Here is a 26826-nt window from a genome sequence, read left to right as displayed (position 1 = left end):
GACCGTATCCCGCACCTCCCGGCGCGGGTCCGCCGCCGGGTCAGCGCACGGAGTCGGCGAGCGCCCCGACCTCCTGCTCGACGAGGTCGGCCAGGACGTCCACGTCCCCGACGCCGTCCCGGTCGGCGTTGAGCCCGACGTAGACGTGCCCGTCGTAGCTGGTCATGCCGACCGCCAGGCCCTGCCCGCCGATCAGCGGGACCACGGGGAACACCTCGAGCATCCGGCTGCCGGCGGCGTACAGCGGCACCTGCGGGCCCGGGACGTTGGTGACGACGAGGTTGAACATCCGCCGCGACAGCCCCCGGGCGGCGCGCGCGCCGAGCGCGTGCAGCGTGGGCGGGGCGAAACCGGTGAGCGCGACGAGCGTGTCGGCGCGCACCGAGCGGCCCGAGCCGGTCACCCCCCGCATCGCGTAGCTGAGCCGGGCCAGCCGCACCCACGGGTTGGGCTCCCCGACCGGCAGGTCGACCAGGTAGGCCGCCACGCCGCTGCCCGGCGCGTCCTGGTCCTCGCCCTGCACCGACACCGGCACCAGCGCGCGGACGGCGGTCGAGCCGAGCACCGGCTCACCGCGGGACAGCAGCCAGTCGCGCAGGGCGCCGCTGAGCACGGTCAGCAGGACGTCGTTGATCGTGCCGCCGTGCGCCTTGCGGATCGCCTTGAGGTCGTCGAGGTCGGCGCGCGCGACGGCGACCCGCCGCTGGTCGCCCAGCGTGCGGGCGAGCGGGCCGTGCGGAGCCGGGACGACCGCCGAACGGGCCGCCCGGACCAGCCCTCCGGCCACGCCCCGCACCCGGGCCGCGGTGGAGCGCAGGTCCCCGACCGCCGACCGCGCGGTCTCGAGCACCGCCGTGGGGCGCTGCACGTAGTCCCCGAGCGCGTCGCGGACCAGCTCGACCCGGCCGGGCACCCGCCGCGGCGCCCAGTCGTCGGCCGACGGGACGGGCGCGTCCGGCGAGCTGTCGAGCAGGACCTGCGCGATGTCGACGGCGCCCAGGCCGTCGACGAGCGCCGGGTGGGTCTTGGTGACCACCGCGACCCGGCCGCCGGACAGGCCCTCGACCAGGTAGACCTCCCACAGCGGCCGGCCGCGGTCCAGCGGGCGCGAGGTCACCCGGGAGACCAGGTCGAGCAGCTGCGCCTCGGTTCCCGGGCGCGGCACCGCCGACCGCCGGACGTGGTAGGCGACGTCGAAGTCGGGGTCGTCGGCCCACACCGGGTTCGCCAGGTGGCCCGGCACCGGCACGATCCGCTGCCGGTAGCGCGGCACCAGCGGCAGCCGCGCCTCGACCAGCTCGGCGAGGGCGTCGAGACCGCCCTCGACCGGCTCCAGGACCAGCACCCCGGCGACGTGGATCGGTGCCCCGTCGTCCTCCAGGTAGAGGAACGACGCGTCCAGGGTGCTCAGCCGCTCGGCCATCGTCCTCCTCCGGATCGGGAGCCCACCGTACGTCGCGGGCGGAGACCGGGACACCCGCGGGACGGGTGGTCGCCGGGCCGGGACGGCGGCGTCACCCGGCCCTCCGGCGCGGGCGGCCGCGCCGGCCGGCGGCGGGTTCGGGCACCTGCGCGAGCCCCGCGGCCAGCGACCGCAGGGCGGCGCGCAGCGGGGAGCCGGGCGCCACCTCGGCGAGCGTCCGGCCGGAGGCGAGGGCGGCGTCGGTGGCGCGGCGGTCGGCCGGCAGGAACGCGCGGACCGCGCGGCCGGCGAAGCGCTCGAGTGCGCCCGCGATCTCCTCGCGCGGGTCCCCGGGCACCGGCCCGCGGCGCACCTGGTTGACCACGACCGCCGGCTCCACCTCCGGCAGCAGGTCGCGCAGCTGGCCGAGGGCGCGGATGGTGCGCTGCAATGCCACGGGGTCGGCGCCGCTGACGCAGAGGACGTCGTCGGCGGACTCGAGCACGGTCACCGTGGCGCCGTTGCGCCGGGGCGCGGCCGTGTCGAAGGACAGCTCCTCGTCCTCCTCGAGGTTGAACGCGCAGTCGACGACGACGAGGTCGGCGGCCCGCCGCGCCTCCGTGAGCACCGCGGCGACCGCGGCGGGCCGCAGCTCGGGCCAGCGGTCGGCGCGCGCCAGCCCGGTCAGCACGGCCAGGTCCGGGCGGACCGACCAGGCCAGCCGGGTGAGCGCGGCGCCGTCGAGCGTGCCGGCCGCCGCCTGCCGCGCCGCCCCGGCCAGCCCCGGCGACTCGTCGAGCAGCCCGAGCACCTGCGCGACCACGCCGCCGTAGACGTCGGCGTCGACGAGCAGCGTGGGGACGCCGAGACGGGCGGCCTCGTCGGCGAGACCGACCGCGACGGTGGTCCGGCCGGGCGCGCCGGTCGGCCCCCACACCGCCACGACCCGGCCGCGCGGGGGCCGCTGCTCCTCCGGCTCCGGCCCGGGGAGCGCCGGGGCGGGCAGCGCCGCGCGCGGGTCGGCGACGTCGCGCCCGGCGGCGGGCCCGCCCGCGACGGCGTCCCGCAGCGCGCGCACGACGTCCTCGGCCGGGGCGTCGGTCGGCAGCACCGTCCCCACGCCGAGGGCGCGCAGCCGGTCGCCGGCGCGCTGGTCCGCGGGGTCGGCCAGCCCGACGACGGCCACCCCCGCGGCGGTCAGCCGGGCGACCGCGTCGCCGTCGAGCCGGTGCAGGTCGGCCGACAGCAGCGCGGCCTGGGCGGTGCCGGTGGCCGCGGTGGCCAGCAGGTCCGAGGCGTCGACGCAGCGCCGCACGACGGTGACACCGTGGTCGGCGCGGTCGAGCGCCCCGACCAGCGCCGCCTCCCACGGCGCGCCGGTGACCGCGGTGACGACCTGCAGCGCCATCAGGCAGCGGGCGCGGCGGGGGCACCGGCCGCAGGGTCGGCGGTCACCGGCGGGGCCACCGGCTCCACCGGCGCGGGCTGCACCGGCGGGACGGACACGGGAGCCGGCCCCGGGACCGGAGCCGAGGAGGCCGGAGCCGAGGAGGCCGGAGCCGAGGAGGCCGGAGCCGAGGAGGCCGGCGCCGAGGAGGCCGGAGCCGACGACGGCGGAGCGGCCGGCGAGCGGGACACCGCGGGCGTGCCGGCGTCCTCGACGGACCCGTGCACCACGACCACCAGCGGCCGGCCGCCGATCGCGGCCAGCACGTCGGGCGCGTCGTCGGCGGGCACGGCGACCACCACCTGCACGGTCGTGGTCGTCGTCGACAGGACGCCCTCCGCGCGGCCGCTGACCGCCTGCACCGGCGCCGAGCCGACCACGAGCACGACACCCTCCCCCGTCGCGGTGCCCGCCGGGTCGGTGACCCCGTAGACGTCGACGACCGAGCCGCGGGCCAGGCCCGGTGGCACGTAGCCGGCCTGGACCGGCAGCGCGACCTGCACCAGGTCCTCCGGCTCCTCGAGCACGGTCCGCGGCAGCAGCTCGCCGGCCCGGACCGCCCGGGCGAGGGTCCGGCCCGCGGGGTCGGTGCCGGTGGACAGGTAGGCGCCGGCGGCGTCGCCGAGCCGCACGTCGACGGCGGCCAGGTCCTCGGCGCCGAGCACGGTGCCGGCGGCGAGGTCGGCGGTCACCGACCACACCGGCACGGTCGCGTCGGCGGCCGTGAGCACGCGGGCGCCCAGCAGCACCGCGCCCAGGACGAGCAGCACGCCGAGCACCAGGCGCAGGTCCAGCCAGCGGGGCGGCCGCACCCGGCGCGGCACCGGTCCGGCCGGGGTCTCCGCGGCGGGACCCGCCGGCACCGTGCGCGTCGCAGCGCTCACCGGGCGCTCCTCCCTCCGCTGGCCGGGGCTGCCCCGGCGGCCCGCCGACCGGCGGGTGTCCGTCCCGACCGGCACGGCGAGGCGCGGTCGGACGCAGATGATGCGGTACGGATGCGGATGCGTGCACCGGTTGTCCACACGTTCGGGTGTGGACGGGAAGCGTGCGGGTGAGTGCGTTCCTGACAGACTGGCGGGGACCGGACGGAGAGCCCCATGCCCACACCGCGCTTCCTGACCCTCGACGACGTCGCCGAGATCCTCAACGTCTCGTGGTCGCAGGCCTACGCCCTCGTGCGGCGCCGGGAGCTGATCGCCATCCAGATCGGCGGCCGCGGCCAGTGGCGGGTCGAGGTCGACGAGCTGGAGCGGTTCATCCAGCAGAAGTACGCCGAAGCCCGCGCCGGCGCGGTGCCCGCCGCCGACGAGGTGGCGCCCGCCGGGGAGCCGGCCGACGGTGCCGAGACCAGCGGGGGCGCGGTCCCGGCCGGCGAGGCGCCCGCTCGGGGAGGGCGCCGCACCCGCTGAGCTCAGGCGGCGCCGGGCGCGAGCGTCCGCACCACAGCGACCGCCGACAGCACCACCGCCCGCACGCCGCGCACGGCGCCGGCCCGGCGGAAGTCGTCGGCCGCGTGCTCGGCCAGCTCCACGAAGTCGGCCCCCACCCGGTCCACCGTCCCGGTCAGCGCCCCGCCGTCGTCGAGGACGACGGACACCGCGCTGCGGTCGCGCGCCAGCCCGCGCAGCACCCGGCGCAGGTCCAGCGCCGCCCGGGCGGCCGACGGCGGCCCGGCCGCGGCCGTGGTCCGCACCAGCCCCGACACCGCGACGACGGCCGGCAGCGCCACCAGCACCTCGCGCCCGGAGCCGTCGTCGAGCAGCGCCCAGTCCGGCCCGAGCTCGGTGAGCCGGCCGGCCACCTCCCCCGCGCCGCGGCAGCGCAGCGACACGTGCCCGCCGACCGCACCGCCGAGCCGGTCCGCCAGCCGCAGCGCGCCGACCTCCGCCCGGGACCGGGACGGGAGCTCGGCCCGCTCCTCGGCCGCCGCGGCCTCCTCGAACTCCGCCTGCAGGTCGGCGAACAGCTGCTGCCAGCGCATGCCGCAGAGCCTAGATCCACAAGGACTCTTGCGTTTGGTCGCGTTTGCTTGCTTCAGTACGCCGACGTCAACGCAAGGAGGGGACGTGTCGGCACGTCGACTCGTCGTCACGGCGGCGGTCATGGCCGCGCTGGGCGGAGGCCTGCGTGCCCTCACCCCGGACCTCGCCGCGCTCCTGCGCAGCGGCGGTGACCTGCAGGCCGTCGTCGACACCGCCGGGCCCGAGGCGCTGCTGCTCGACGCGGTCGCCGTCGTGGCGTGGGCCGTCTGGGCCTGGGGCGCGCTCGGGCTGGTGCTCACCGCGCTGTCGGCGCTGCCCGGCCTGGTGGGCGCGGCCGCCGGCGTCCTCCTGCGGCGGGTGGTCCCGGCGTCCGGGCGGCGGGCCGCCGCGCTCGCCCTCGGCGTCGGCCTCGCCACGGCGCCGGTCCTCAGCGGCTGCGCGGCCGCGGGGCCCGTCGTCGTCGCGACCGCCGGCGCACCGGCACCGCCGGCCGTCCCCGACTGGCCGGCGCCGGTCCCCGCCCCCGCGGTGCCCGACTGGCCCGCCCCTCCCCCCGGCGAGCACGTCGTGCTGCGCGGCGAGTGCCTGTGGACCATCGCGGCCGCCGACCTGCGCGCCCGCACCGGCGCCGAGCCCCCCGACGCCGCGACCGCCGCCGCCGTCGGCCGCTGGTGGGCGGCGAACGCGGCCGTCATCGGCCCCGACCCCGACCTGCTGCTGCCCGGGCAGGTGCTGCGCCCGCCGCCGTGAGGGCCGCACCCCGCCGAACCCCGTCCGGCCGCTCCCCCGGCCCGCGTCGCCCCCGACCCCGACCCGACCCCCCGGGAGCTCCCGTGACCGCGTCCACCCAGCCCACCTCGCCGACCGCCGCGCCGCTGCACACCCTGCGGCTCGGCCTCGTCCCGCCGCTGCACCCGCAGCTGACCGGACCGGCCGTCGCCCTGGTCGACCCGGCGACGCCGCCGCCCCGCCCGCCGCACCGGCCCGGTCCGCGGCCGGCGCCGGAGGGGCCCCGCAGCCGCCGGCCGGACCTCTTCGGCCCGGCCTGGTCGGTGCGGGCCGACCTGCCCGACCCCCGCGCCACCGGCCGGCTGCTGTTCACCACCGTGCTCGAGGCGCTGGCCGGCCGCCGGCCGCTGTCCCAGGTGCAGCGGCTGGCCTCCCCCGGCGTGCACGCCGCGCTCGTCGCCGGACGGCGGCCGGCCTGGTGCGCCGGCACCGCGCCGCTGCTGCTCGGCCCGGTGCACGTGTGCGAGCCGGTCGACGGCGTGGCCGAGGTCAGCGCGGTGGCGCGGCGGGCCGGCCGCGCGCACGCGGTGGCCGCCCGGCTGGAGGGCATCGACGGCCGCTGGCGGTGCACCGCCCTGTCGATCGGCTGACGGTCAGGTGCGTGCCCGCGGACGGCGGGCCGCCGCTCCCGGGCGGACCACGAGGACCCAGCGGAGACCGACGAACCGGGCCAGGCCCACGAGTCCGCTGACCGCGATGACCGCGAGCACCGACACCAGCGGAGGGGCGGCGACCGTCCAGGCGTCGACCGCGGCCAGCGTGAGGCTGGACGTCGCCAGCCCGGCGACGGCGATCCCCCCGCCGGCCCACTGCGCCGTCGCCCAGCCGGTCCGGTCGGCGGCGCGGAAGGTCAGCCGGCGGTGCAGCTCGTTGGCCAGGGCCGTCGAGGCGACCACCGCGACGAGGTTGGCCGCCTGGTCCCCGAGCCCGACCAGCGTCAGGAACAGGCCGGCGTAGACGACGTTCGCGGAGCCGCCGACCAGCACGAACCGGACGAACTGGGCCGGCACGCGGTCACTGCGGAGCCGGTCGAGCAGCGTCGGCGCCGACGCCCGCGGCCCCACCCGGTCGGGTGGAGGAGCGAGGACGGTCGCGGGCATGGAGCAAGGCTCCTCGCCTCACGGCCTCCGGCACATCAGGGAAGACCCTCATCGCGCACCTGATCCCGGGACGACGGCGCCCCGCCGACCACGGTGGGTCGGCGGGGCGCCGGGGGTGTGCGGGAGCGGTCAGCGACCGGCCGCCCCGTGGCAGACCTTGTACTTCTTGCCCGAGCCGCAGGGGCACGGCGCGTTGCGGGCCGGCTCCTTGGTCCCGGTCACCGTGGCGGTCTTGGCCGCCTTGGCCGGGCCGCTCTCCTTCGGCGAGGCGTCGAGCGAGGGCGCCGAGTAGCTCAGGTTCTCCTGCCGGCGCGGCTCGTCGAGGCCCTTGACCGCCAGCTGCGGCCCGGTGCCCGACGGCGCCGGGGTCTCCGCCTCGGGCGCGGCCGGGGCCGCCGGCCGGGTGCCGCTCTTGCGGGCGGTGGGCCGCCCGGCCGGGGCGCCGGTCGAGCGCCGGGCCGCCGGCCCGCCGGACGGCTTGGCCATCGACACGGGTGCGGACCCGTCCCCGTCGGCGGAGGCGGCGGCGGGAGCGGGGGCGGTGGCGCCGTCGGCGGCCGGAGCGGTGGCGCCGTCGGCGGCCGGAGCGGTGGCGCCGTCGGCGGGCGCGGCGGCCGCGCGGGCCGCGGCCTCCTGCGCCGCCCGCTGCCGGGCGAGCACGCGGGCGGTGCCCTCCTGCGCGGCGGCCAGCGCCTTGGCCTCGGCCTCGGCCTGCTGGGCCCGGGCCTCGGCCTCCTGCTGCTCCTTGGTCTTGACCTCCAGGTTGAACAGGAAGCCGACCGACTCCTCCTTGATGCCGTCGAGCATCGCGGTGAACATGTCGTAGCCCTCGCGCTGGTACTCCACGACCGGGTCGCGGTTGGCCATCGCGCGCAGGTGGATGCCGGCCCGCAGGTAGTCCATCTCGTAGAGGTGCTCGCGCCACTTGCGGTCGAGCACGGACAGCAGGACCCGCCGCTCGAGCTCGCGCATGACCTCCGAGCCCAGCGCCGCCTCGCGCTCCTCGTAGGCGCGGTGCACGTCCTCGAGCAGCTCGGTGCGCAGCACGTCGGCGGTCAGCGCCGCCTGCTCGCCGTCGGCGACCCGGTCGATGAGCTCCTGGCGGTCCAGGCCCACCGGGTAGAGCGACTTCAGCCCGGTCCACAGCTGCTCGAGGTCCCAGTCCTCGGCGTAGCCGGTCTCGGTGGCGCCGTCGACGTAGGCGCGGACCACGTCGTCGAGCATGTGCTGCACCTGCTCGTGCAGGTCCTCGCCGTCGAGGACCTTGCGGCGCTCGTCGTAGATGACCGTGCGCTGCCGGTTGAGCACCTCGTCGTACTTGAGGACGTCCTTGCGGACCTCGAAGTTCTGCTGCTCGACCTGCGTCTGCGCCGAGCGGATGGCCCGGGAGACCATCTTCGACTCGATCGGCTGGTCCTCGGGGACCCGCAGCGTGGTCATCATCGACTCGAGCATCGGGCCGTTGAACCGGCGCATGAGGTCGTCGCCGAGGGAGAGGTAGAACCGCGACTCCCCCGGGTCGCCCTGCCGGCCCGACCGGCCGCGCAGCTGGTTGTCGATGCGGCGGCTCTCGTGCCGCTCGGTGCCCAGCACGTAGAGCCCGCCGGCCTCGGCGACCTCCTCGTGCTCGGCCTTGACCTGGTCCTTGGCCGCGGCGAGCGCCTCGTCCCAGGCGGCCTCGTACTCCTCCGGGGTCTCCGACGGCGACAGGCCCCGGGCGCGCAGCTCCTCGTCGGCGATGAACTCGGGGTTGCCGCCGAGCTGGATGTCGGTGCCGCGGCCGGCCATGTTGGTGGCCACGGTGACCGCGCCCAGCCGCCCGGCCTGGGCGACGATCGCCGCCTCCCGCGCGTGGTTCTTCGCGTTGAGGACCTCGTGCGGGATGCCGCGGCGCAGCAGCAGCTTGGACAGGACCTCGGACTTCTCGACGCTCGCGGTGCCGACGAGGACCGGCTGGCCCTTCTCGTGCCGCTCGGCGATGTCGTCGATGACCGCGTCGAACTTGGCCTTCTCGGTCTTGTAGACGACGTCGGAGCGGTCCTCGCGGACCATCGGCCGGTTGGTCGGGATCGGGACGACGCCCAGCTTGTAGGTCTGCGAGAGCTCGGCCGCCTCGGTCTGGGCGGTACCGGTCATCCCGGAGAGCTTGTCGTAGAGCCGGAAGTAGTTCTGCAGCGTGATCGTGGCGAGGGTCTGGTTCTCGTCCTTGATCTGCACCTTCTCCTTGGCCTCGATGGCCTGGTGCATGCCCTCGTTGTAGCGGCGGCCGGCCAGCACGCGGCCGGTGAACTCGTCGACGATGAGCACCTCGCCGTTGCTGACGATGTACTGCTGGTCGCGGTGGAAGAGCTCCTTGGCCTTCAGCGCGTTGTTGAGGTAGCCGATCAGCGGGGTGTTGACCGCCTCGTAGAGGTTGTCGATGCCGAGCTGGTCCTCGACGAACTCGACGCCCTCCTCGGTGACGGCGACCGTGCGCTTGGCCTCCTCCACCTCGTAGTGCTCGTCCCGCTTCATCAGCGGCACGATGCGCGCGAACTCCACGTACCACTTGCCGGCGGACTCGGCCGGGCCGCTGATGATCAGCGGGGTGCGGGCCTCGTCGATGAGGATCGAGTCGACCTCGTCGACGATCGCGAAGTGGTGGCCGCGCTGCACGAGGTCGGCCTTGGACCAGGCCATGTTGTCGCGCAGGTAGTCGAAGCCGAACTCGTTGTTCGTGCCGTAGGTGATGTCGGCGGCGTACTGCTCGCGGCGGTGCGCGGGCTTCTCGCCGGACAGGATCGTGCCCACCGACAGGCCGAGGAAGCGGTGCACCCGGCCCATCCACTCGGCGTCGCGCTTGGCCAGGTAGTCGTTGACCGTGACCACGTGCACGCCCTCGCCGGTCAGGGCGTTGAGGTAGGCCGGCAGCACGCCGGTCAGGGTCTTGCCCTCACCGGTACGCATCTCGGCGATGTTGCCCAGGTGCAGCGCGGCGCCGCCCATGAGCTGCACCCGGAAGTGCCGCTGGCCCAGCGTGCGGGTGGCCGCCTCCCGGACGACGGCGAACGCCTCCGGCAGCAGCTGGTCGAGGGTCTCACCGTCCTCGTACCGCTGCCTGAACTCGTCGGTCTTCGCCCGGAGCTCCGCGTCGGTGAGGTCGGCGACGTCGCCCTCCAGGGACTCGATCGCGTCGGCGATCCGGTCCAGTCGTCGGAGGATCTTGCCCTCACCGGCTCGCAGGATTCTCGAGAACACCACGGCACCAGCGTAGGCGGCCCGGCCAGCACCCCGGGGACGCCGCACGTACCCTCCGCCGGGTGGCCACCGACCCCGCCGCCCTCGGGCCCGGCGCGCTCGCCTTCCTGACCGAGCGCCACCTGGCCACGCTGACCACCCTGCGCGCCGACGGGACCCCGCACGTGGTGCCCGTCGGCGTCACCTACGACCCGGACACCCGCACCGCCCGCGTCATCACCTCCGGCGGCTCGGCCAAGGCCCGGCACGTCCGCGCCGGGCAGTCGCGGGTCGCCGTCTGCCAGGTCGACGGGCGCCGCTGGCTGACCCTCGAGGGGACGGCGGTCGTGCGCGACGACGCGGCCGCGGTGGCCGACGCCGAGGCCCGCTACGCGCGGCGGTACCGGCAGCCGCGGGAGAACCCGGCGCGGGTCGTCGTCGAGATCTCGGTCGACCGGGTGCTCGGCAACGCGTGAGCATGTCGGTGTGGAACTCACCGGCATCGACCTGACCACCGAGGTGGTCCGCACCGCCCGGCTGGTCCTGCGGCCGTTCACCCCCGACGACGCCGTCGCGGTGCACCGCGCCACCCAGGACCCGGAGACGCAGCGCTGGATCAGCGCCGCGCCGGTGCCCTACACGCTCGGCGACGCCCGCGCGTTCGTGGACACGGTGCTGCGCCAGCGCGCCGAGGGCACCGGGCTGCCGGTGGTGGCCGAGGCCGACGGCGAGTTCGTCGGCACGGCGGGCCTGGGGTTCGGCGGGCGGCACCTGGGCCCGGAGATCGGCTACTCGGTGGCCCCGTGGGCGCGGCGGCGCGGCTACGCCACCGAGGTCACCGACGGCCTGGCCGGCTGGGCGTTCGCGCACGGGGCGCCGCGGGTGCACCTGGTGGTGGACGTGGACAACCCGGCCTCGCAGGCGGTGGCGCTGCGGGCCCGGTTCACCCGCGAGGGCGTCGTCCGCTCGGCCCTGCCGCGACGGGACGGGACCCGCGCCGACGCCGTGCTGTTCGGCCGGCTGGCCGCCGACTGAGGATCCCGCTCTCCTCGGGAGCAGCGCGACGGTGCCGGGACGGGCCGGCCGGGCTCACCGGTGCCCGGACACGGCGGAGGGGCCGCGCCGGCACGGCACGGCCCCTCCGGGGGACGGTCAGCGCGGGACGGCGGCGGGCTCGGCCGGTGCCGCGACGTGCGAGGACTCGGTGCCCAGCGGCGGCTCCACCAGCCGGATCAGGCCGTAGTCGAACGCGTGCCGGCGGTAGACGACGGTCGGTCGGCCGGTGTCGGCGCACTGGAAGAGGAAGAAGTCGTGGCCCACGAGCTCCATCTCGTGCAGGGCCTGGTCGACGGTCATGGGCACGGCCGGGTGGTGCTTCTCCCGCACGATCCGGCCGGGCAGGTGCTCGTCGAGGTCTGTGACGAGGGGCTCCCCGGCGAACTGCTGCTCGACGTCGGGGAGGCCGAGCGCCGGGGTCTCCAGCGGCGCGGCGGTGGGGCCGGCGACCCGCACGCTGGGCGGGGTGCGCCGGCCGTGGTGCACGCGGCGGCGGTCGTTCGCCCGCCGCAGCCGGTTGTCGAGCTTGCCGCAGCACATGTCGAGCGCGGCGTAGAAGTCCGGCGCGGCGGCCTCGGCGCGGACCACGGGTCCCTTGCCGCGCAGGGTGATCTCCACACGCTGGCAGTTGGAGGACTGGCGGGGGTTCTTCTCGTGGAACAGCTCGACGTCGATGCGCGAGAGCTTGCCGTCGAACCGTTCGAGCTGACCGACCTTGTCCTCCACGTGCTGCCGATAGTGTTCGGGCACTTCGACGTTGCGGCCACGGACCACGATCTCCATCAGACCTCCCGGTCATCGGGTGTGATCGATGCAACGCTAGTCGCTGTCATGTGGGCCGGACAGTCGATCAGCGGGACACCCGGGATGCTCTCGCGGAGCCGTCCGGGAAGCGCCCAGGTGACGCCACGCGGACCGGCCGGGGACCGGGACGGGGCGTCGCGGCGACGACGGCGGCCAGCACCGGCGTGTCGCCGTCCGGGCGTGTCGTGGCCAGCGCGGCGGCCGCCTCGGCGAGCGTCGCGCCGCTGGTGACGACGTCGTCGACGACCACGAGCACCGCCCCCGGCGGGAGCCGGGCGGGGCGGACGGCGAAGGTGCCGGCGAGGTTGGCCCGCCGCTGCGCCACCGACAGCCCCGCGGAGTCCCGCACCCGCCCGGCCCGGGTGAGCAGCCGGACCCACCCGGCGGACACCCCCGCGGCGCGCAGGTCGGTCACGGCGGCCACGGCCAGCTCCCGCACGCAGTCACGGCCGCGCGCCCGCAGCGCCGCCCGGGTCGGCGGCACCGGGACCAGCAGCACCGGCCGGCCGGGCAGCAGCACCGCGTGCACGCCGACGGCCAGGGCCAGCGCCGCCCCGAGCGGGCCGGCGAGCTCCGCGCGGCCGTGCTCCTTGAACGCCGCGACGGCGGGGCGGACCGGCCCGGCGTACGCGCCGGCGGCCACGGTGGGCGGCATGCCCGGCGGGAGCCGGCGCGGCGTCGCCTCGCGGGGTGCGCCGAGCAGGGCGGCGCAGCGCCGGCACAGCGCCGGGCCGGGCACGCCGCAGCCGGCGCACGTGCGCGGGAGCACGAGGTCGGCGAGCGCCGCGCCGAGACCTCCCACCGGCCCAGCCTGCGGCCCCGGGCTCCCCGGCACCCGGCTCCGACCGCATCTGTGGAGAGCGGCCCCTCTGCAGGCAGAAGGACCCCGTCCTCCTCACCGCTCGCGAGCTCGCGGCGAGCCTCTGGACGAGGCCTGGCGCGAGCCTGCGAGTGGCGGGGGCGGAGGGGTCCTTCCGCTACACCGGGTAGAAGGGCTCGGTGCCCGGCACCGGCTCCTGGCCGCGCAGCAGCGTCACCCAGGTGCCGCCGACCAGCAGCCACATCGTCCCGCCGGCGCTGACCAGCGGCAGCTGGCCGGGCGCCGCCGCCAGCGCCGTCGGCGCGCTGGGCAGGCCGGCGGTGGGCACCGGGGCCATCCCCCACCCGTCGACGCCGACGGTGTAGGGCACTACGCCCTCCTCGCCGTCGGCGAGCACCATCAGGCTGCCGGCGGTGCGCCAGCCGACGTCGACCACGGCGGTCAGCGACGGCGCCACCTCGCGCAGGTCGCGCAGCGCGACCTGGCCCTCGTCGGAACGCACGACCGTGCCCACCAGCAGCACGGCGCCGTCCCCGCGGGTGACCACCACGGCGGCGCGGACGCCGTCGGGCGAGAGCTGCAGCGCCGTCGCCCGGCCCTGCCCGGGCAGGGTCGGGGCGTTCACCGGCTGCGGCTGCCCGGAGGCGGGCACCCGGACGACGGTGCTCTCGTCGCGGACCACCCAGAACTCCGCCCGGGTGGCGGCGACCGTCGGCACCGACAGCCGGCCCGCGCCGGTGATCACCGGGGCCAGGCCCTGGCCGTAGGTGCCCGTCAGCAGCGACGCGGTGCCCCCGCTCACCGAGACGCCGGCCATAGCCGTGAGGGCGCTGGTGCGCGGGTCCGCGGACACCGCCGCGCCGGTCAGCCCGTAGGCGCCCTCGCCGGCCGGCCCGGGTGCCGGCTGCCCGTCGACGGTCATCAGCCGGCCGCCGTCGAGGTAGTGGCCGGAGGCGTCGGCGGGCACCGAGTCGGGGCTGTAGGAGGCCCAGTCGTCGGTGCGCTGGACGGTGGGGACGCCGTCGATGGCGACCGGCTCACCGTTGCTGGTCAGCTCCACCGAGTGGGTGCCCTCGAGCTGGTCCAGCGTCCACACCAGCTGGGCGGACATCTGGGCGAGCTGGTTGGGCGCGAGGTCGTCGAGGCCGGCGAGGTCGACGGTGACCGTCGACCCGGACACGGTCACCGCGCGGGTCAGCGTCACCCCGCCCAGCGCGTTGGCGACGCCGGCGGCCAGGGCCGGCGAGGGACCCTCGACCAGCCGCTGCACCAGCGTCGTCGGCTGCGCGTCCCCGGAGATGAGGTACCGCGGGTCGGGCACCACGCGGGCGCCCGTCGGGTCGACGAAGTAGACGGCGAGGTCGTCGTAGAGGCGCTCGAAGTCGGGGACGAGCATGACCAGCCCGTCCGGCGGGTTGGTGATCCGCCACTCGCCGGCCACCTCGGCCAGCGCGAACTCGCGGGTGAATACCGTGTCGTCCGGGGCGGTGAAGACGCCGCGCGGGTCGACGGTGCCGACCAGGTCGCCGGTCATGACGACGGTGCCCGAGCCGGTGGTCACCGTCGCGTAGTCCGGGCCCACCAGGGTGATGCCGGTCTCGTCGGACCAGGTCGCGCCCGCCTCGGGGGTCAGGTGCTCGACGGCGACGGGGTGGCCGTTGACGGTGCTCGCGGCGGCGTCGATGAAGCCGCGGACGATCTCCTCCGGCGGCGCCCCGGTGCGCGGGCCGAGCGGCTCGATGCCGACGTCGCCGGTGGGCCGGGCCTGGGCGTCGGTGATCGCCTGCGGCGCGGAGCCGGTGGGCACGGTCGAGCACGCGGCGAGCAGCCCCACCAGCAGGGCGGCCAGCGCGGCCGGCAGTCGCCTCACCGCCGCTCCCCCGGCCGGCGGACGATCGTCGGCCGCAGCGGCAGCGGCGAGCTGGTGAGGTCGGTGCCGGCCACCAGCGGGACGGTGAGCCGGAACTGCGCGCCCAGGCCCGGCTGGCCCCACACCTGCAGCCAGCCGCCGTGCAGCCGGGCGTCCTCGAGGCTGATCGACAGGCCCAGCCCGCTGCCGCCGACGGTGCGCACCCGCGAGGGGTCGGCCCGCCAGAACCGGTCGAAGACGTGCGCCGCCTCGGCCGAGGACAGCCCGACGCCGTGGTCGCGGACGGTGACCGCCGCCGCCGTCCGGTTGGCCGCCAGCGTCACCTCGATCGGCTGCCCGTTGCCGTGCTCGACGGCGTTGCCGACCAGGTTGCGCAGGATCCGCTCGACCCGCCGGGCGTCGACCTCGCCGATCACCGGGTCGGCCGGGCCGGTGACCCGCAGCTCGCAACCGTGCCGCTCGGCCAGCGCGGACATCCCGTCGGCCACCCGGCCCACCAGCGCGCCGAGGTCGGTGGGCGCCCAGTCGAGGACGGCGGCGCCGGCGTCGTAGCGGCTGATCTCCAGCAGGTCCGACAGCAGCCGCTCGAAGCGGTCGAGCTCCTCGTGCAGCAGCTCGGCCGACCGCGCCACGTGCGGCGGGAAGTCCCCGCGCGACTCGTGCAGCACGTCGGCGGCCATCTGCACCGTCGTCAGGGGGGTGCGCAGCTCGTGGCTGACGTCGGAGGTGAACCGCTGCTGGAGCTGGGACAGTCCCTCGAGCTGGGTGATCTGCCGCTGCAGGCTGTCGGCCATGGCGTTGAAGCTGGTGGCCAGCCGGGCCAGGTCGTCCTCGCCGCGGACGGTCATCCGCTCCTCGAGCTGGCCCTCGGCCAGCCGCTGCGCGGTGCCGGCGGCGCGGCGCACCGGGTCGACGACCAGCCGGGTCACGAGCACGCCGATCCCGGCCACGAACAGGGTGAGGGCGATGCCGCTGATCGCGACGGTGCTGCGGATGAGCGAGAGCGTCTCCTGCTCCTGGTCGAGCGGGAACGCGTAGTAGAGCTCGATCGCCTCGGAGGAGGAGACGTCGCCGGGGACGGGCACCCCCACCAGCAGGGTGGGCTGCGGTTCGCCGGTGTCGTCGGGGACGAGCGCGTACTGGGTGTACTGGCCGCCGCCCTGCACGCCCGCGCGCAGGTCGTCGGGCAGCGCGGGGTAGACGCCGGGCCGGCTGATCGCGGGCGGCCGCTCGGCGTTGCCGGTGCGGTAGACCATGACGACGTCGAAGTCACCGGCCGAGCCGCCGCGGGTGAGCAGCCCGTTGACGGTGCGGCCCAGGGTGGCGCGGACGCTGGCGGCGTCGCCGGCGGCGATGCCCACCACCTCCGACCGGGCGTAGACGACGCCGGCCTGGGCCTGGTCGATCGCCGCCTGCTCCTTGACCGAGAGCAGCTGGGTCCGGATCTGGCTGAACAGCACCAGGCTGACGATCACCACGACCGTGCCGGCCACGACCATCGTGATCGCGCCGATGCGCACGTGCAGCGACCGCCGCCAGGCGGTGACCGCCCGCCCGGCCAGCCGGCGGGCGCGGATCCGCGCCCGGACCGCCCGGCGGCGCAGCCCGCGGCGCAGCGCGGGCAGGTCGGCCGGCCGCCGCCGGGGCCCGCGGACCGCGGCCGGGCGCGCCGGCGCGGGGGCGTCGGTGTCGCTGTCGTCCGCCGGTGCGGCCGGCGCCCGCTCGGTGGTGCTCACGGGATCACGGGGGGCCGGCCTTGTAGCCGACGCCGCGGACGGTCAGGACGATCTCCGGCTTCTCCGGGTCGCGCTCGATCTTGGCCCGCAGCCGCTGCACGTGGACGTTGACCAGCCGGGTGTCGGCGGCGTGCCGGTAGCCCCACACCTGCTCGAGCAGCAGCTCGCGGGTGAACACCTGGCGCGGCTTGCGGGCCAGGGCGACCAGCAGGTCGAACTCCAGCGGGGTCAGCGGGATCGGCGAGCCGTCCCGGGTGACCTGGTGCGCCGGGACGTCGATGTGCACGTCGCCGATGGACAGCGTCTCGGCCTGGCCGGTCTCGCCGCGGCGCAGCTGGGCGCGGACCCGGGCGACGAGCTCGACGGGCTTGAACGGCTTGGTGACGTAGTCGTCGGCGCCGGCCTCGAGCCCCTGGACGACGTCGATGGTGTCGCCCTTGGCGGTGAGCATGACGATCGGGACGGTCGACTGGCTGCGGATGTCCTGGGCGATCTGCAGGCCGTTGCGGCCGGGCAGCATGAGGTCGAGCAGGACGATGTCGGGCCGGGTCTGCTGGAAGACCGACAGCGCCCGGTTGCCGTCGGAGACGAAGGCCGGGTCGTAGCCCTCTCGACGCAGGACGATGCCGAGCATCTCGGCGAGGGCGGCGTCGTCGTCGACGACCAGGACGCGGCCGCGACTGGGCCCGTTGTTCGCTGCGGTCGGAGGCACGTGACCATTCTGCGACGTCACGGCCGGATAACGGTGGCGCCGGACCGAATCACCGGTCCGGCGCCACCATCCGCCCCATCCTCCCCTGCCCGCAGGGCGAGTCCTCCCCTGCCCGAAGGGCGAGGTGAGCGGCTGGAACGGCCCCCTCGCAGGGGCCCACCGCGAGCGGAGCGAGCGGTGGGGGGCGAGGGGGTCCTTCCTCAGTAGCGGTAGTGCTCGCTCTTGAACGGGCCCTCGACGGGCACGCCGATGTAGTCGGCCTGCACCTTGGTGAGCTGGGTGAGCTTCACGCCGAGCGCGTCGAGGTGGAGCCGGGCCACGTGCTCGTCGAGCTTCTTGGGCAGGACGGTGACGGTGGGGGTCCTGCCCTCGTAGGCGGCGCGGTTGCCCCACAGCTCGATCTGGGCGAGCACCTGGTTGGAGAACGAGGCGCTCATGACGAAGCTGGGGTGCCCGGTGGCGTTGCCCAGGTTCAGCAGCCGGCCCTCGGAGAGCACGATGATCGTGTGGCCGTCGGCGAACCGCCACTCGTCGACCTGCGGCTTGATCTGCGTCCGCTCGATGCCCGGGGTGCGGGCCAGGCCGGCCATGTCGATCTCGTTGTCGAAGTGGCCGATGTTGCCGACGATCGCCTGGTGCTTGGTCCGCCCGAGCTGCTCGGCGGTGATGATGTCGCGGTTGCCGGTGGCGGTGATGATGATGTCGGCCTTGCCGATGACCTCGTCGAGGGTGGTCACCTCGTAGCCGTGCATCGCCGCCTGCAGGGCGTTGATCGGGTCGATCTCGGTGACGATCACCCGGGCGCCCTGGCCGCGCAGCGACTCCGCGCAGCCCTTGCCGACGTCGCCGTAGCCGCAGACCACGGCCACCTTGCCGCCGATCATGACGTCGGTGGCGCGGTTGATGCCGTCGATGAGCGAGTGCCGGCAGCCGTAGAGGTTGTCGAACTTGCTCTTGGTGACCGAGTCGTTGACGTTGATCGCCGGGAAGAGCAGCCGGCCGTCGCGGGCGAGCTCGTAGAGCCGCATGACGCCGGTGGTGGTCTCCTCGGTGACGCCCTTGATGCCCTGGCCGATGCGGGTCCAGTAGCCGGCGTCCCCGGCCAGGCTCTCGCGGAGCGCGGCGAGGATGACGCCGTACTCCTCGGAGTCGGCCTCGGTGGTGTCCGGGACGCCGCCGTCGGCCTCGAAGCGGGTGCCGAGGTGCACCAGCAGGGTGGCGTCGCCGCCGTCGTCGAGCAGCATGTTCGGGCCGACGACGTCGCCGCTCTCGTCGCGGAACTCGAACAGCCGCTGGGTGCACCACCAGTAGTCCTCGAGGGTCTCGCCCTTCCAGGCGAAGACCGGGACGCCGGCGGGCTGCTCGGCGGTGCCCTCGGGGCCGACGACGATCGCGGCGGCGGCGTGGTCCTGGGTGGAGAAGATGTTGCAGGAGACCCAGCGGACGTCGGCGCCGAGCGCGACGAGGGTCTCGATGAGGACGGCGGTCTGCACGGTCATGTGCAGCGAGCCGGCGATGCGGGCGCCGGCCAGCGGCTGCTCGTCGCCGTACTCGGCGCGGAGCGCCATGAGGCCGGGCATCTCGTGCTCGGCGAGCTGGATCTCCTTGCGGCCGAACGGCGCGAGGGAGAGGTCGGCGACCTTGAAGTCGCCGTCGGTCAGGACGCGGGTGCCGGTAGAGGCGGTCATGTCGCTCCAGGGTCGAGGCCCCCACCGGCGGCGGTGGGGACTCGGGGTCACTGAGATGAGCGAGCATGCCGAGGCTTCGGCGGGGCTCGTGCCGTCGTCCAGCCTAACGCAGCGGGCCGGGCGGGCTCAGCCCTCGCAGCCGACCCCGTCGCCGTCGCCGTCCAGGGACGGGTTCCAGCCGGGGTCGCCCTCGCGGAGTGGTGCCGCGCCCGCGGCGCGCACCGCGGCGCAGTCGGGATAGGGCGTCGCGGGCGCCGGCGGCGCGCTCTCCGGCGCCTCCTGGCCCGGGAGCGGGCCGCGCCCGGGCAGCGGCTCGTCGGGGCAGGCGTCGAGCACGCCCGCGACGGCGTCCCGCTCGGCGCGGGTCATCCACAGCCCGTAGGTCACCTTGACCGCCACCTGCCGCGCCACGTAGGCGCACCGGTAGGACCGGGCCGGCGGCAGCCAGGTGGCGGCGTCGGAGTCGCCCTTGGCCTGGTTGAGCGGGCCGTCGACGGCGAGCAGGTTGAGCGGGTCGTTGGCGAACTCGGTGCGGCGGGCGTCGTCCCACTGCTGGGCGCCCTTCTGCCAGGCGTCGGACAGCGCGACGACGTGGTCGATCTGCACCGCCTCGCTGGTCCCCTCGCCGCGGCGGAACGCGATGCTGCGGCCGGAGTACGGGTCGGCGAGGGTGCCGCTGACGACGACGCAGTCGCGGGTGCCCGGCTCGAAGCGCTCCCCGGTGAGGTCGCGGGCCAGGACGTCGTTGCGGGTGTCGCAGCCGTTGTGGTCGGTGTCGACCCAGCCGTCGCCGAACTCGTCGCGGGAGTAGCCGGTCTGCGGCGCGCGGCCGCGGACCTCGACGGAGTCCAGCGCCTCGAGGGCACTGCCGGCGGACGGGACGGCGGGCGGGTCGCCGAGCAGGGCGGTGCACCCGGACCCCAGCGCGGCCACCAGACCCAGCGCCAGCGCCGCCCGCAGCGGGGCGGGGCGCGGCCGGGCCGGTCGGAGGTGCACGACCGACGCTACGTCCGCGGCCCCGCCGCCGGCGGCCGCGACACGCGCGGCGTCAGCGCAGGTTCGTGGTCGCCCGGTAGAGGACCGCGGGGCCGCGGGCGGTGACCGGGGCGCCGGCCGGCACGAACGCCGACCGCCCCTTGGTCAGCCGGACCTCACCGTCCGCGGACTCGAGGACCGCCTCCCCCTCGGTGCACAGCAGGACCTGCGGGCCGCGGGTGCTCAGGGACCCGGCGAGCTCGTCGAGCTGGCAGCGGGTGAGGTCGAAGTCGTCGACCGGCACCGGGTAGCGCAGCCCGCCGGGGCCGAGCACCGGGTGCAGGACCGGGATCTTGCCGTCGGAGAAGTCGAGCACCTCGATGAGGGCCGCGAGGTCGACGTGCTTGTTCGTCAGCCCGCCGCGCAGCACGTTGTCCGAGCTGGCCATCACCTCGACACCCGCGCCGGAGAGGTAGGCGTGCAGGTTGCCCGCCGGCAGGAAGACCGCCTCACCGGGGGCGAGCTTGAGGTGGTTGCACATGAGCGAGATGACGACGCCGGGGTCGCCCGGGTACTCCTCGGCCAGGGTCGCGGCCCAGCGGTAGGTGTTGATGAACTCCGGGTCGTGGGCGGCGACGAAGTCCGCCGCCTTCTGCGCGACGACCTCCACCAGGTGCGTGCGCCGCTTGCCCGACAGGGCCAGGAGCTGCGGGATGGCCGCCTGCAGCCCGCCGCGGGCCAGCGCCGCGATGGTCGGCTTGAGCTCGGGCAGCTGCAGCTTGGCCAGGCAGTGCAGCGACTCCTCGACCGGCCGGAAGCCGCACAGCGCCTCGAAGGTGGTCAGCGCGAGCAGCAGCTCCGGCTTGTGCCACGGGTCCTTGAAGGTGCGCGTCGGGTCGTCCCTGGGGACCCCGGCCGCCTCCTCCGCGGCGAAGCCGGACCGCGCCTGCGCCATGGTCGGGTGGGCCTGCAGCGACAGCGGGCTGTCGGCGGCCAGCACCTTCATGAGGAACGGCAGCCGCGGGCCGAAGCGCTCGTGCACCGCGGGCCCGAGCAGGGCGTCGGGCCGCTCCGCGATCGCCTTGTCCAGCGGGACGCCGGTCGACAGGACGCTGGGCTCGTCAGGATGGCCACCCATCCACAGCTCGGCATAGGGCCGGTCCGCCGGGACCGGTTCACCCAGCAGTTCGGGGATGGCGGTCCGGGAGCCCCAGGGGTAGTGCCGGACCGCGTTCGTCATCTGCCACATCGGCGAGCAGGTTACCGCCGGATCGCGGCTGGACCCGCAGGTCACGCAGCGCCATGGGGCAGGCGGGACGGACGTGACGGAGGGGTTCCCACCGTCACGGGACGGAGCTGCCGCGCCGGGTCAGTGGGCGGCGGCCCCGCCGGCGGCCGGCGTCTTCTTCCGGTGGAACAGCAGGGTCACGACGGCGACGACCACCGCGCCGACGACCAGCCCGACCAGCGCGCTGGCGAACGTGTTGACCAGCCACCCCACGACCCCGCCGAGGGCGCCGGTGGCCTCGTGCGCCGCCTCCTCCAGGTGGTGCACCAGGCCGTAGACGGCGTGCAGCCCGAGCTCGTCGCTGCCCACCAGCAGGATGTGCCCGCCGACCCACAGCATCGCCACGGTCCCGACGACGGTGAGCCCGGTGAGCAGCTTGGGCATGCCGCGGACCAGCCCGCGGCCGAGCCCGGCCACGCCCTTCTTCCCCGACCGGGACAGCCGCAGGCCGGCGTCGTCCATCTTCACGATGAGCGCGACGACGCCGTAGACGAGGACGGTGATGGCCACGCCGACGACGGCGAGGATGGCCAGCCGCGCCCAGAAGCCCTCGCCGGCCACCTCGTTCAGCGAGATGACCATGATCTCGGCCGACAGGATGAGGTCGGTGCGGACGGCGCCGCGCACGAGGGTGTCCTCGTCCGGCGGCTGCCCCTCGGCGTCGCCGTGCGCGGCGGAGTGGCCGCGCAGCCGGTGCCAGATCTTCTCGGTGCCCTCGTAGCAGAGGTAGGCGCCGCCGAGCATGAGGATCGGCGTGAGCAGCCACGGCAGGAACTCGCTGAGCAGCAGGATCGCGGGCAGGATGATGAGCAGCTTGTTGCGCAGTGACCCGATCGCGATGCGCTTGACGATCGGGACCTCGCGCGCGGCGGCGATGCCCTGCACGTACTGCGGCGTCACCGCGGTGTCGTCGACGACGACGCCGGCGGCCTTGACGCCGGCCTTGGCGGCGGCGGCCCCGACGTCGTCGATGGAGGCGGCCGCGGCGCGGGCCAACAGTGCCACGTCGTCGAACAGGGCTACGAGTCCACCGGCCACGGGAGGTCCTTCCAGTCGGTCAGCAGTCGGGTGCGCTCACGGTCGATCGCGATCCGGTACCCCGGACCGGCCGCCCGGACACCGATCCGGTCTCAGCGCCGCAGCGCCCGCTCCTGGTCCAGGGCCAGCGCGAGGTAGACGGCGGTGAAGTCGGCCACCGCCATCTGCCGCGCCAGGCGGGGCAGCCGGCCGTGGCGCTCGGGCTCGCCGTGCTCGGCCAGCCCGCTCACCGGCACGTTGTTGGCCGCCGCGGTGCGCAGCACCTCGCTCATCGCCTCGTGCGCCGAGCGGGGCTCCCGCTCGCCGGCGCCGTCGTGGTCGGCGGCGTCGGTGTCGCGGATGGTGAGCAGCCGCAGCCGGCGGCCGGTGTCCTCGGCGCGGTCGCGGAAGAAGTCGTCGACGTCGCGCGGCGCCAGCGGCCCGCCGAGCACCGCGCAGGCGGCGACGCGCTGGTCGGGCAGCCGGAACCCGCTGGTCGGCAGGCCGGCGAGGGTGGCCAGCTGGTCGGCGAAGCGGGCGGCCGCGGTGTCGGCGAGCGGTCCCTCGGCGGCAATGACGGGGAACGCGTCGAGCAGCTCGAGGGCGAGGGTCTTGGCCGGGTTGGTGAACGACTCGCGCGCGGGGCCGCACTCGGCGGCGACCTCGTCGAGGGCCGCGGCGATCGCCTCCGGGTCGGCGGCCTCGGGCCGCAGCAGCCCGAGGTCGGTGGCCAGCCGCAGCAGCGGGGTGAGCAGCGACCACAGGGTGGTGTGCCGCACCCGCGAGCGCGGGAGCGGCACGTAGGGCATCCGCGCGGTCGAGCAGGCCGCCCGCAGCGGGGCGTCCTCGGCGCCGATGCCCAGCAGGGTCACCCCGCGCCGGGCCGCCTCGTACGCCGGGGTCACCGCGTAGCGGCCGGCGCCGGTCCGGGTGGCGACGACGGCGATGTCGGTGGGGCCGGTCCACACCGGCAGGTCCGGGCCGGGGACGACGTCGACGGTGACCGGGCTGGAGGGGCCGAGCAGCGCCCGCAGCACCGACGCCGCCACCGCCCCCTCGCGCCGGGCGACGATCACCAGCCCGCGCGGGCGGCCGCCCTCGGTGACCCGGCCCAGCCCGGCCTCCTCGGTCAGCCGCGCGGTCTCGCGCACCTGCGCCCCGGCGCCGGCGACGGCCGGCAGCAGGCCGCGCGGGTCGCGGGCGCGCAGGACGTCGAGGTCGTCGAGGACCTCCTCGGCCAGCTCGGGCGAGGTCATCGGCCCGCCGTCCCCCCGCCGCCGCGGGTGCGCGCCTCGTCGAGCAGCAGCACCGGGATGCCGTCCCGGACGGGGAAGGCCCGGTCGCACGTCGGGCACACCAGCTCGCTCGCCGCCTCGTCGACGGTCAGCGGGGTGTGGTGGGTGTCCGGGCAGGCGAGGACCTCCAGCAGCAGCGGGTCCAGTCCCAGCGGTCCCGAGCCCAGCGGTCCCTGCGTCGTCCCCTGCGTCATGCGCGCACCATCCCGAGCACCCGGTCCCTGAGCTGTTCCATCCGCGCCCGGTCGGGCGCCTCGACGTTGAGCCGCAGCAGCGGCTCGGTGTTGCTGGCCCGCAGGTTGAACCACGAGCCGTCGGGCAGGTCGACGGTCAGCCCGTCCAGCTCGTCGACCGTCGCGCCGTCGCCCTCGAACGCCTCCCGGACCACCTTCGTCCGCTCCGCGGCGTCGGCCACGGTGGAGTTGATCTCGCCGGAGGCGGCGTAGCGGCTGTAGGCGGCGGTCAGCTCCGACAGCGGCCGGCTCTGCTCGCCGAGCGCGGCCAGCACGTGCATCGCGGCGAGCATCCCGGTGTCGGCGCGCCAGAAGTCGCGGAAGTAGTAGTGCGCGGAGTGCTCGCCGCCGAACACCGCGTCGGTGCGGGCCATCTCGGCCTTGATGAACGAGTGCCCGACCCGCGTGCGCACCGGGGTGCCGCCGTGCTCGCGGACGATCTCGGGCACCGCCCGCGAGGTGATCAGGTTGTGGATCACCGTGGTCCCCCGGCCCTTGGCCAGCTCGCGGACGGCGACCAGCGCGGTGATCGCCGAGGGGCTCACCGGCTCACCGCGCTCGTCGACGACGAACACCCGGTCGGCGTCGCCGTCGAAGGCCAGCCCGATGTCGGCGCCCGCGCGGCGGACCGCCTCCTGCAGGTCGACCAGGTTGGCCGGGTCCAGCGGGTTCGCCTCGTGGTTGGGGAAGGTGCCGTCGAGCTCGAAGTACAGCGGGACGACGTCGAGCGGCAGATCGGCCAGGACGACGGGGACGGTGTGCCCGCCCATGCCGTTGCCGGCGTCGACGACGACCTTCAGCGGGCGGATCCGGGACAGGTCGACCAGCCCGCGCAGGTGGGCGGCGTAGTCGGGCAGCAGGTCCCGCCGGCCGATCTCGGCGACGCGGTCGGGCACGCGGTCGTAGGAGTCGCGCTCGGCCCACTCGCGGACCGTGGCCAGCCCGGACTCCTGCCCCACCGGGGCGGCGCCGGCGCGGCAGAGCTTGATGCCGTTGTACTGCGCCGGGTTGTGGCTGGCGGTGAACATCGCGCCGGGCACGTCCAGCGAGCCGGCGGCGAAGTAGAGCAGGTCGGTGGAGCCCAGGCCCGCCTCGAGGACGTCGACGCCGCGGGACAGGACGCCCTCGGCGAAGGCCCGGGACAGCGGCACCGAGGACGGGCGCATGTCGTGTGCGGTGACGACGGCGGTCGCGCCGCTCTCGGTGGTGACGAACTCGGCGAAGGCGGCGCCGATGCGCCGCGCGACGTCCTCGTCCCACTGGTCGGGGACCACGCCCCGGACGTCGTAGGCCTTGATGATCGACGACAGGTCCGTCACTGCACACCCTCGCTCGGACTTGCCGGGCGCTGGTCCCCCCGGTCCGGCCGACCCTATAAGGACCCCGTCCCCCTCACCCCTCGCACGCTCGGGGCGAGCCTCCGGACGGGGCCGGTAGGGGGCAGCGGGGTTACTCCCTCAGTCCAGGTCGGGGAGGACGCGCAGGTGGCCGCGGCGGGTGCCGCGGCCGTCGTCGGCCGGGGCGCGCGGGGGCTCGGGGCGGGCCGCCTCGCGGACGGCGTCGGCCAGTGCGAGCAGGTCGTCCCCGGTCGGGCCGGAGTCCTCGACGTCGATCTCGTGCCGGACGACCTCCCAGCCGCGCGGCACGGTGAGCCGCTCGGCGTGGAACTCGCAGAGGTCGTAGCTGTGCGGCTCGGAGAACGTGGCCAACGGACCGACGACAGCGGTCGACTCGGCGTAGACGTAGGTCAGTGTCGCCGCCGCCGGTTGCGCGCAGCCGCTGCGACTGCAGCGACGTGACTGCCTCACCACCGGTTCCTCACGCTGGGCACAGTAGCCGCGTACCCAGGAAGTCGGCGACAGGCACACCGGACCGGCGCCCCTCGGTTCCCATCCAACCCGACGTCCCCGCGCGCCCCGCCACCGGGGGCACGGCCGCGTCCCGCTGCCCCACCCCCGCGATGCGCCGTACGCTCGCCCCGCCATGAGCCGACCCGCCCGTCCCGACCGCTCCCGGCCCGCCCGGTCCCGCCGCGACCGGCACGGCCGGGGCCTGCGGGGCCGCCTCGTCCCCGACGAGGTCCCCCTCGCCCGGAGCCGCGCCGAGCAGTTCGACGACCTGGTGCTCGACGCGGTCGAGGACCTCGAGCGCCGCTGGGAGCGGGAGCTGGCCGGCGTCGAGTTCGCCGTCGAGGACGTGCCCTGGGTCGACCACACCAGCCCCGACGAGGTGGTGCTCGACCCCGACGTCCTCGACGACGGCACGGTGCCGCTGGCGCGGGTGCTGCCGGCGCACCGCGAGGACGGGCGGGAGGTGCCGGCGCGGATCGTCGTCTACCGGCGGCCGCTGGAGATCCGGGCGCACGACCGCGACGACCTCGCCGACCTCGTGCGCGACGTCGTCGTGGACCAGGTGGCGGTGCTGCTCGGCCGCGACCCGGAGGAGATCGACCCGACGGGCTAGCCGCGGTCAGCGGCCGACCGGGCTGCCCAGCTCGGCGGCCATCGCGCGGGCCTCGGCGAGGCGGGCGCGGGCGAAGGCGGTGTCCAGGCCGTCGCCGCGGTCGGCGCGGGTCAGCCGCGCCACCAGCTGCTCGAGGGCGACGGCGTGCCAGAGCAGCCCGACGTCGGGCTCCTCCCAGCCGGCGGTGCGGGAGAGCACCACCTCCCCGACCTGCGCCCGGTCCTCCGCGTCGGGCGTGGTGGCCCACAGCGTGAGCAGGTCGCGGTGCCGGGGCGCGGGCCGGACGCCGGACCACTCGAGGACCACCAGCCGCCCGCCCCCGTCGGGGCCGCCGGAGTCGACGACGACGTTGGCGGCGCGCAGGTCGCCGTGCGCCACCTCGGACAGCGGCAGCTGCGCGGCGGCCGCGCGCACCGCCCGCAGCTCGCCCAGGCGCACGCCGCCGCGCACCAGCCGGGAGGCGTCCTCGACGGTGGCCCGGGCGCGGCGCAGCGACCGGCCGGCCGGCGGCTCCCACGGCTGCCCGGCCGGCGCCGGCAGCGGTGCGATCCGCACCGCCGCCTCGACCGCGGCGGCGGTCCACCGCGGCCCGCCGGAGGGGGCCGGGTGGACGCGGCGGGACAGCAGCCACCGGCCGTCGTCGGCCGCGGCGACCACCTCGGGGACGCCGACCTGCCGCTCCTCGGCCCACCGCCGGCCGCGCAGCTCGGCCTGCAGCCGGCCCCGGCCGCTCTCGGTGACGGCGAGGTCGAGCACCCGGTCGGCGAGCACGCCCTGCACCAGGCCGACCCGCGCGGACAGGTCGGTGACGGCGAGGACCGCGTCGGGCACCCCCAGCTCGGCGAGCAGCGAGACCACCCGGTCGCGGGCCGCCGACCCCGTCCCCGACGTCGTCGCTCCCGGGTTCTCCGCCACGCCGGGATCGTGTCAGGC

The 26826-nt window shown here is 76.2% G+C and carries 26 protein-coding genes; 6 read left to right on the top strand and 20 right to left on the bottom strand.

Going from position 1 to position 26826, the window contains the following annotated elements:
• Positions 1-40 precede the first annotated feature (40 nt).
• The 3 genes from ACI8AR_RS13045 to ACI8AR_RS13035 all read right to left on the bottom strand — a co-directional run bounded on the left by ACI8AR_RS13045 (position 41) and on the right by ACI8AR_RS13035 (position 3733).
• A complete protein-coding gene (locus tag ACI8AR_RS13045) occupies positions 41-1423 on the bottom strand; it encodes a WS/DGAT/MGAT family O-acyltransferase (protein ID WP_457051414.1) in 1383 nt (460 codons plus the stop codon).
• Positions 1424-1514: 91 nt separating this feature from the next.
• Entirely contained in the window at positions 1515-2810 is a 1296-nt protein-coding gene (locus ACI8AR_RS13040; protein ID WP_457051413.1) for an AAA family ATPase, read from the bottom strand.
• Complete coding sequence (locus ACI8AR_RS13035) at positions 2810-3733, bottom strand: SAF domain-containing protein (RefSeq protein WP_457051412.1); 924 nt, start codon at positions 3731-3733, stop codon at positions 2810-2812. Before ACI8AR_RS13035 ends, ACI8AR_RS13040 begins: the two co-directional genes overlap by 1 nt.
• A 213-nt stretch (positions 3734-3946) precedes the next feature.
• Between ACI8AR_RS13035 and ACI8AR_RS13030 the strand changes: the two genes are divergently transcribed.
• Positions 3947-4258 carry a helix-turn-helix domain-containing protein gene (locus ACI8AR_RS13030; protein WP_457051411.1) on the top strand — a complete coding sequence of 104 codons (312 nt, stop codon included), beginning with the start codon at positions 3947-3949 and terminating at the stop codon, positions 4256-4258.
• Between the two features lie 2 nt (positions 4259-4260).
• On the opposite strand, the gene ACI8AR_RS13025 is transcribed toward ACI8AR_RS13030, so the two are convergent.
• A complete protein-coding gene (locus ACI8AR_RS13025) occupies positions 4261-4830 on the bottom strand; it encodes a hypothetical protein (RefSeq protein ID WP_457051410.1) in 570 nt (189 codons plus the stop codon).
• Between the two features lie 85 nt (positions 4831-4915).
• Between ACI8AR_RS13025 and ACI8AR_RS13020 the strand changes: the two genes are divergently transcribed.
• Together ACI8AR_RS13020 and ACI8AR_RS13015 are read left to right on the top strand one after the other, a co-directional pair.
• Positions 4916-5581, top strand: a complete 666-nt coding sequence (locus tag ACI8AR_RS13020) for a hypothetical protein (RefSeq protein WP_457051409.1) — start codon at positions 4916-4918, stop codon at positions 5579-5581.
• Between the two features lie 83 nt (positions 5582-5664).
• On the top strand, positions 5665-6210 hold the full coding sequence (locus ACI8AR_RS13015; protein WP_457051408.1) for an Rv3235 family protein: 546 nt from the start codon (positions 5665-5667) through the stop codon (positions 6208-6210).
• 3 nt (positions 6211-6213) lie between these two features.
• Here ACI8AR_RS13015 and ACI8AR_RS13010 read toward each other — a convergent pair whose 3' ends face one another.
• Both ACI8AR_RS13010 and secA read right to left on the bottom strand, forming a co-directional pair.
• Complete coding sequence (locus tag ACI8AR_RS13010; protein ID WP_457051407.1) at positions 6214-6720, bottom strand: GtrA family protein; 507 nt, start codon at positions 6718-6720, stop codon at positions 6214-6216.
• 129 nt (positions 6721-6849) lie between these two features.
• Positions 6850-9960, bottom strand: coding sequence for a preprotein translocase subunit SecA (secA, locus tag ACI8AR_RS13005; protein WP_457051406.1), 3111 nt, complete (start codon positions 9958-9960; stop codon positions 6850-6852).
• Between the two features lie 59 nt (positions 9961-10019).
• Here secA and ACI8AR_RS13000 point away from each other — a divergent pair, with 59 nt between their 5' ends.
• Positions 10020-10412 (top strand): TIGR03618 family F420-dependent PPOX class oxidoreductase, encoded by a 393-nt coding sequence (locus ACI8AR_RS13000; protein WP_456929390.1) that lies wholly within the window; start codon positions 10020-10022, stop codon positions 10410-10412.
• A gap of 10 nt (positions 10413-10422) precedes the next feature.
• Positions 10423-10971, top strand: coding sequence for a GNAT family N-acetyltransferase (locus ACI8AR_RS12995; protein ID WP_457051405.1), 549 nt, complete (start codon positions 10423-10425; stop codon positions 10969-10971).
• Between the two features lie 117 nt (positions 10972-11088).
• Here the strand turns inward: ACI8AR_RS12995 and hpf are convergent, their stop codons facing one another.
• From hpf to ACI8AR_RS12930, 13 genes are all read right to left on the bottom strand, one after another.
• The gene (gene hpf, locus ACI8AR_RS12990; protein ID WP_456935493.1) at positions 11089-11775 is read right to left on the bottom strand and encodes a ribosome hibernation-promoting factor, HPF/YfiA family; all 687 of its coding nucleotides are present in this window, start codon (positions 11773-11775) and stop codon (positions 11089-11091) included.
• Positions 11776-11842: 67 nt separating this feature from the next.
• Positions 11843-12598: a ComF family protein gene (locus ACI8AR_RS12985; protein ID WP_457051404.1), complete on the bottom strand. Its 756-nt coding sequence runs from the start codon at positions 12596-12598 to the stop codon at positions 11843-11845.
• Positions 12599-12773: 175 nt separating this feature from the next.
• On the bottom strand, positions 12774-14486 hold the full coding sequence (locus tag ACI8AR_RS12980; protein ID WP_457051403.1) for an LpqB family beta-propeller domain-containing protein: 1713 nt from the start codon (positions 14484-14486) through the stop codon (positions 12774-12776).
• Positions 14483-16222, bottom strand: a complete 1740-nt coding sequence (gene mtrB / locus ACI8AR_RS12975; protein WP_457051402.1) for an MtrAB system histidine kinase MtrB — start codon at positions 16220-16222, stop codon at positions 14483-14485. Before mtrB ends, ACI8AR_RS12980 begins: the two co-directional genes overlap by 4 nt.
• 4 nt (positions 16223-16226) lie before the next feature.
• Positions 16227-16934: an MtrAB system response regulator MtrA gene (gene mtrA / locus ACI8AR_RS12970; protein WP_387991509.1), complete on the bottom strand. Its 708-nt coding sequence runs from the start codon at positions 16932-16934 to the stop codon at positions 16227-16229.
• Positions 16935-17134: 200 nt separating this feature from the next.
• On the bottom strand, positions 17135-18622 hold the full coding sequence (gene ahcY / locus ACI8AR_RS12965) for an adenosylhomocysteinase (RefSeq protein ID WP_457051401.1): 1488 nt from the start codon (positions 18620-18622) through the stop codon (positions 17135-17137).
• Between the two features lie 126 nt (positions 18623-18748).
• Complete coding sequence (locus ACI8AR_RS12960) at positions 18749-19618, bottom strand: GmrSD restriction endonuclease domain-containing protein (protein ID WP_457051400.1); 870 nt, start codon at positions 19616-19618, stop codon at positions 18749-18751.
• 52 nt (positions 19619-19670) lie between these two features.
• Positions 19671-20846: a mannose-6-phosphate isomerase, class I gene (gene manA, locus ACI8AR_RS12955; RefSeq protein WP_457051399.1), complete on the bottom strand. Its 1176-nt coding sequence runs from the start codon at positions 20844-20846 to the stop codon at positions 19671-19673.
• A 120-nt stretch (positions 20847-20966) separates the two neighbouring features.
• The gene (locus tag ACI8AR_RS12950) at positions 20967-21923 is read right to left on the bottom strand and encodes a DUF808 domain-containing protein (protein ID WP_457051398.1); all 957 of its coding nucleotides are present in this window, start codon (positions 21921-21923) and stop codon (positions 20967-20969) included.
• Between the two features lie 92 nt (positions 21924-22015).
• Positions 22016-23158 (bottom strand): SIS domain-containing protein, encoded by a 1143-nt coding sequence (locus ACI8AR_RS12945; protein WP_457051397.1) that lies wholly within the window; start codon positions 23156-23158, stop codon positions 22016-22018.
• Positions 23155-23391 (bottom strand): Trm112 family protein, encoded by a 237-nt coding sequence (locus ACI8AR_RS12940; RefSeq protein WP_457051396.1) that lies wholly within the window; start codon positions 23389-23391, stop codon positions 23155-23157. Before ACI8AR_RS12940 ends, ACI8AR_RS12945 begins: the two co-directional genes overlap by 4 nt.
• Positions 23388-24749 (bottom strand): phosphomannomutase/phosphoglucomutase, encoded by a 1362-nt coding sequence (locus ACI8AR_RS12935; protein WP_457051395.1) that lies wholly within the window; start codon positions 24747-24749, stop codon positions 23388-23390. The genes ACI8AR_RS12940 and ACI8AR_RS12935 overlap by 4 nt, the downstream gene beginning before the upstream one ends.
• Positions 24750-24887: 138 nt before the next feature.
• Positions 24888-25415, bottom strand: coding sequence for a DUF3499 domain-containing protein (locus ACI8AR_RS12930; RefSeq protein WP_457051394.1), 528 nt, complete (start codon positions 25413-25415; stop codon positions 24888-24890).
• Between ACI8AR_RS12930 and ACI8AR_RS12925 the strand changes: the two genes are divergently transcribed.
• Positions 25414-25893 carry a metallopeptidase family protein gene (locus ACI8AR_RS12925; protein ID WP_457051393.1) on the top strand — a complete coding sequence of 160 codons (480 nt, stop codon included), beginning with the start codon at positions 25414-25416 and terminating at the stop codon, positions 25891-25893. The genes ACI8AR_RS12930 and ACI8AR_RS12925 overlap by 2 nt on opposite strands.
• Before the next feature lie 6 nt (positions 25894-25899).
• On the opposite strand, the gene ACI8AR_RS12920 is transcribed toward ACI8AR_RS12925, so the two are convergent.
• Positions 25900-26808, bottom strand: coding sequence for a hypothetical protein (locus ACI8AR_RS12920; RefSeq protein ID WP_457051392.1), 909 nt, complete (start codon positions 26806-26808; stop codon positions 25900-25902).
• Between the last annotated feature and the right edge of the window lie 18 nt (positions 26809-26826).

The sequence above is a fragment of the Geodermatophilus sp. SYSU D01036 genome, assembly GCF_054050435.1.
The sequence above is the reverse complement of the archived record's forward strand: the minus strand, read 5'-3'. Positions and strand labels throughout refer to the sequence as shown.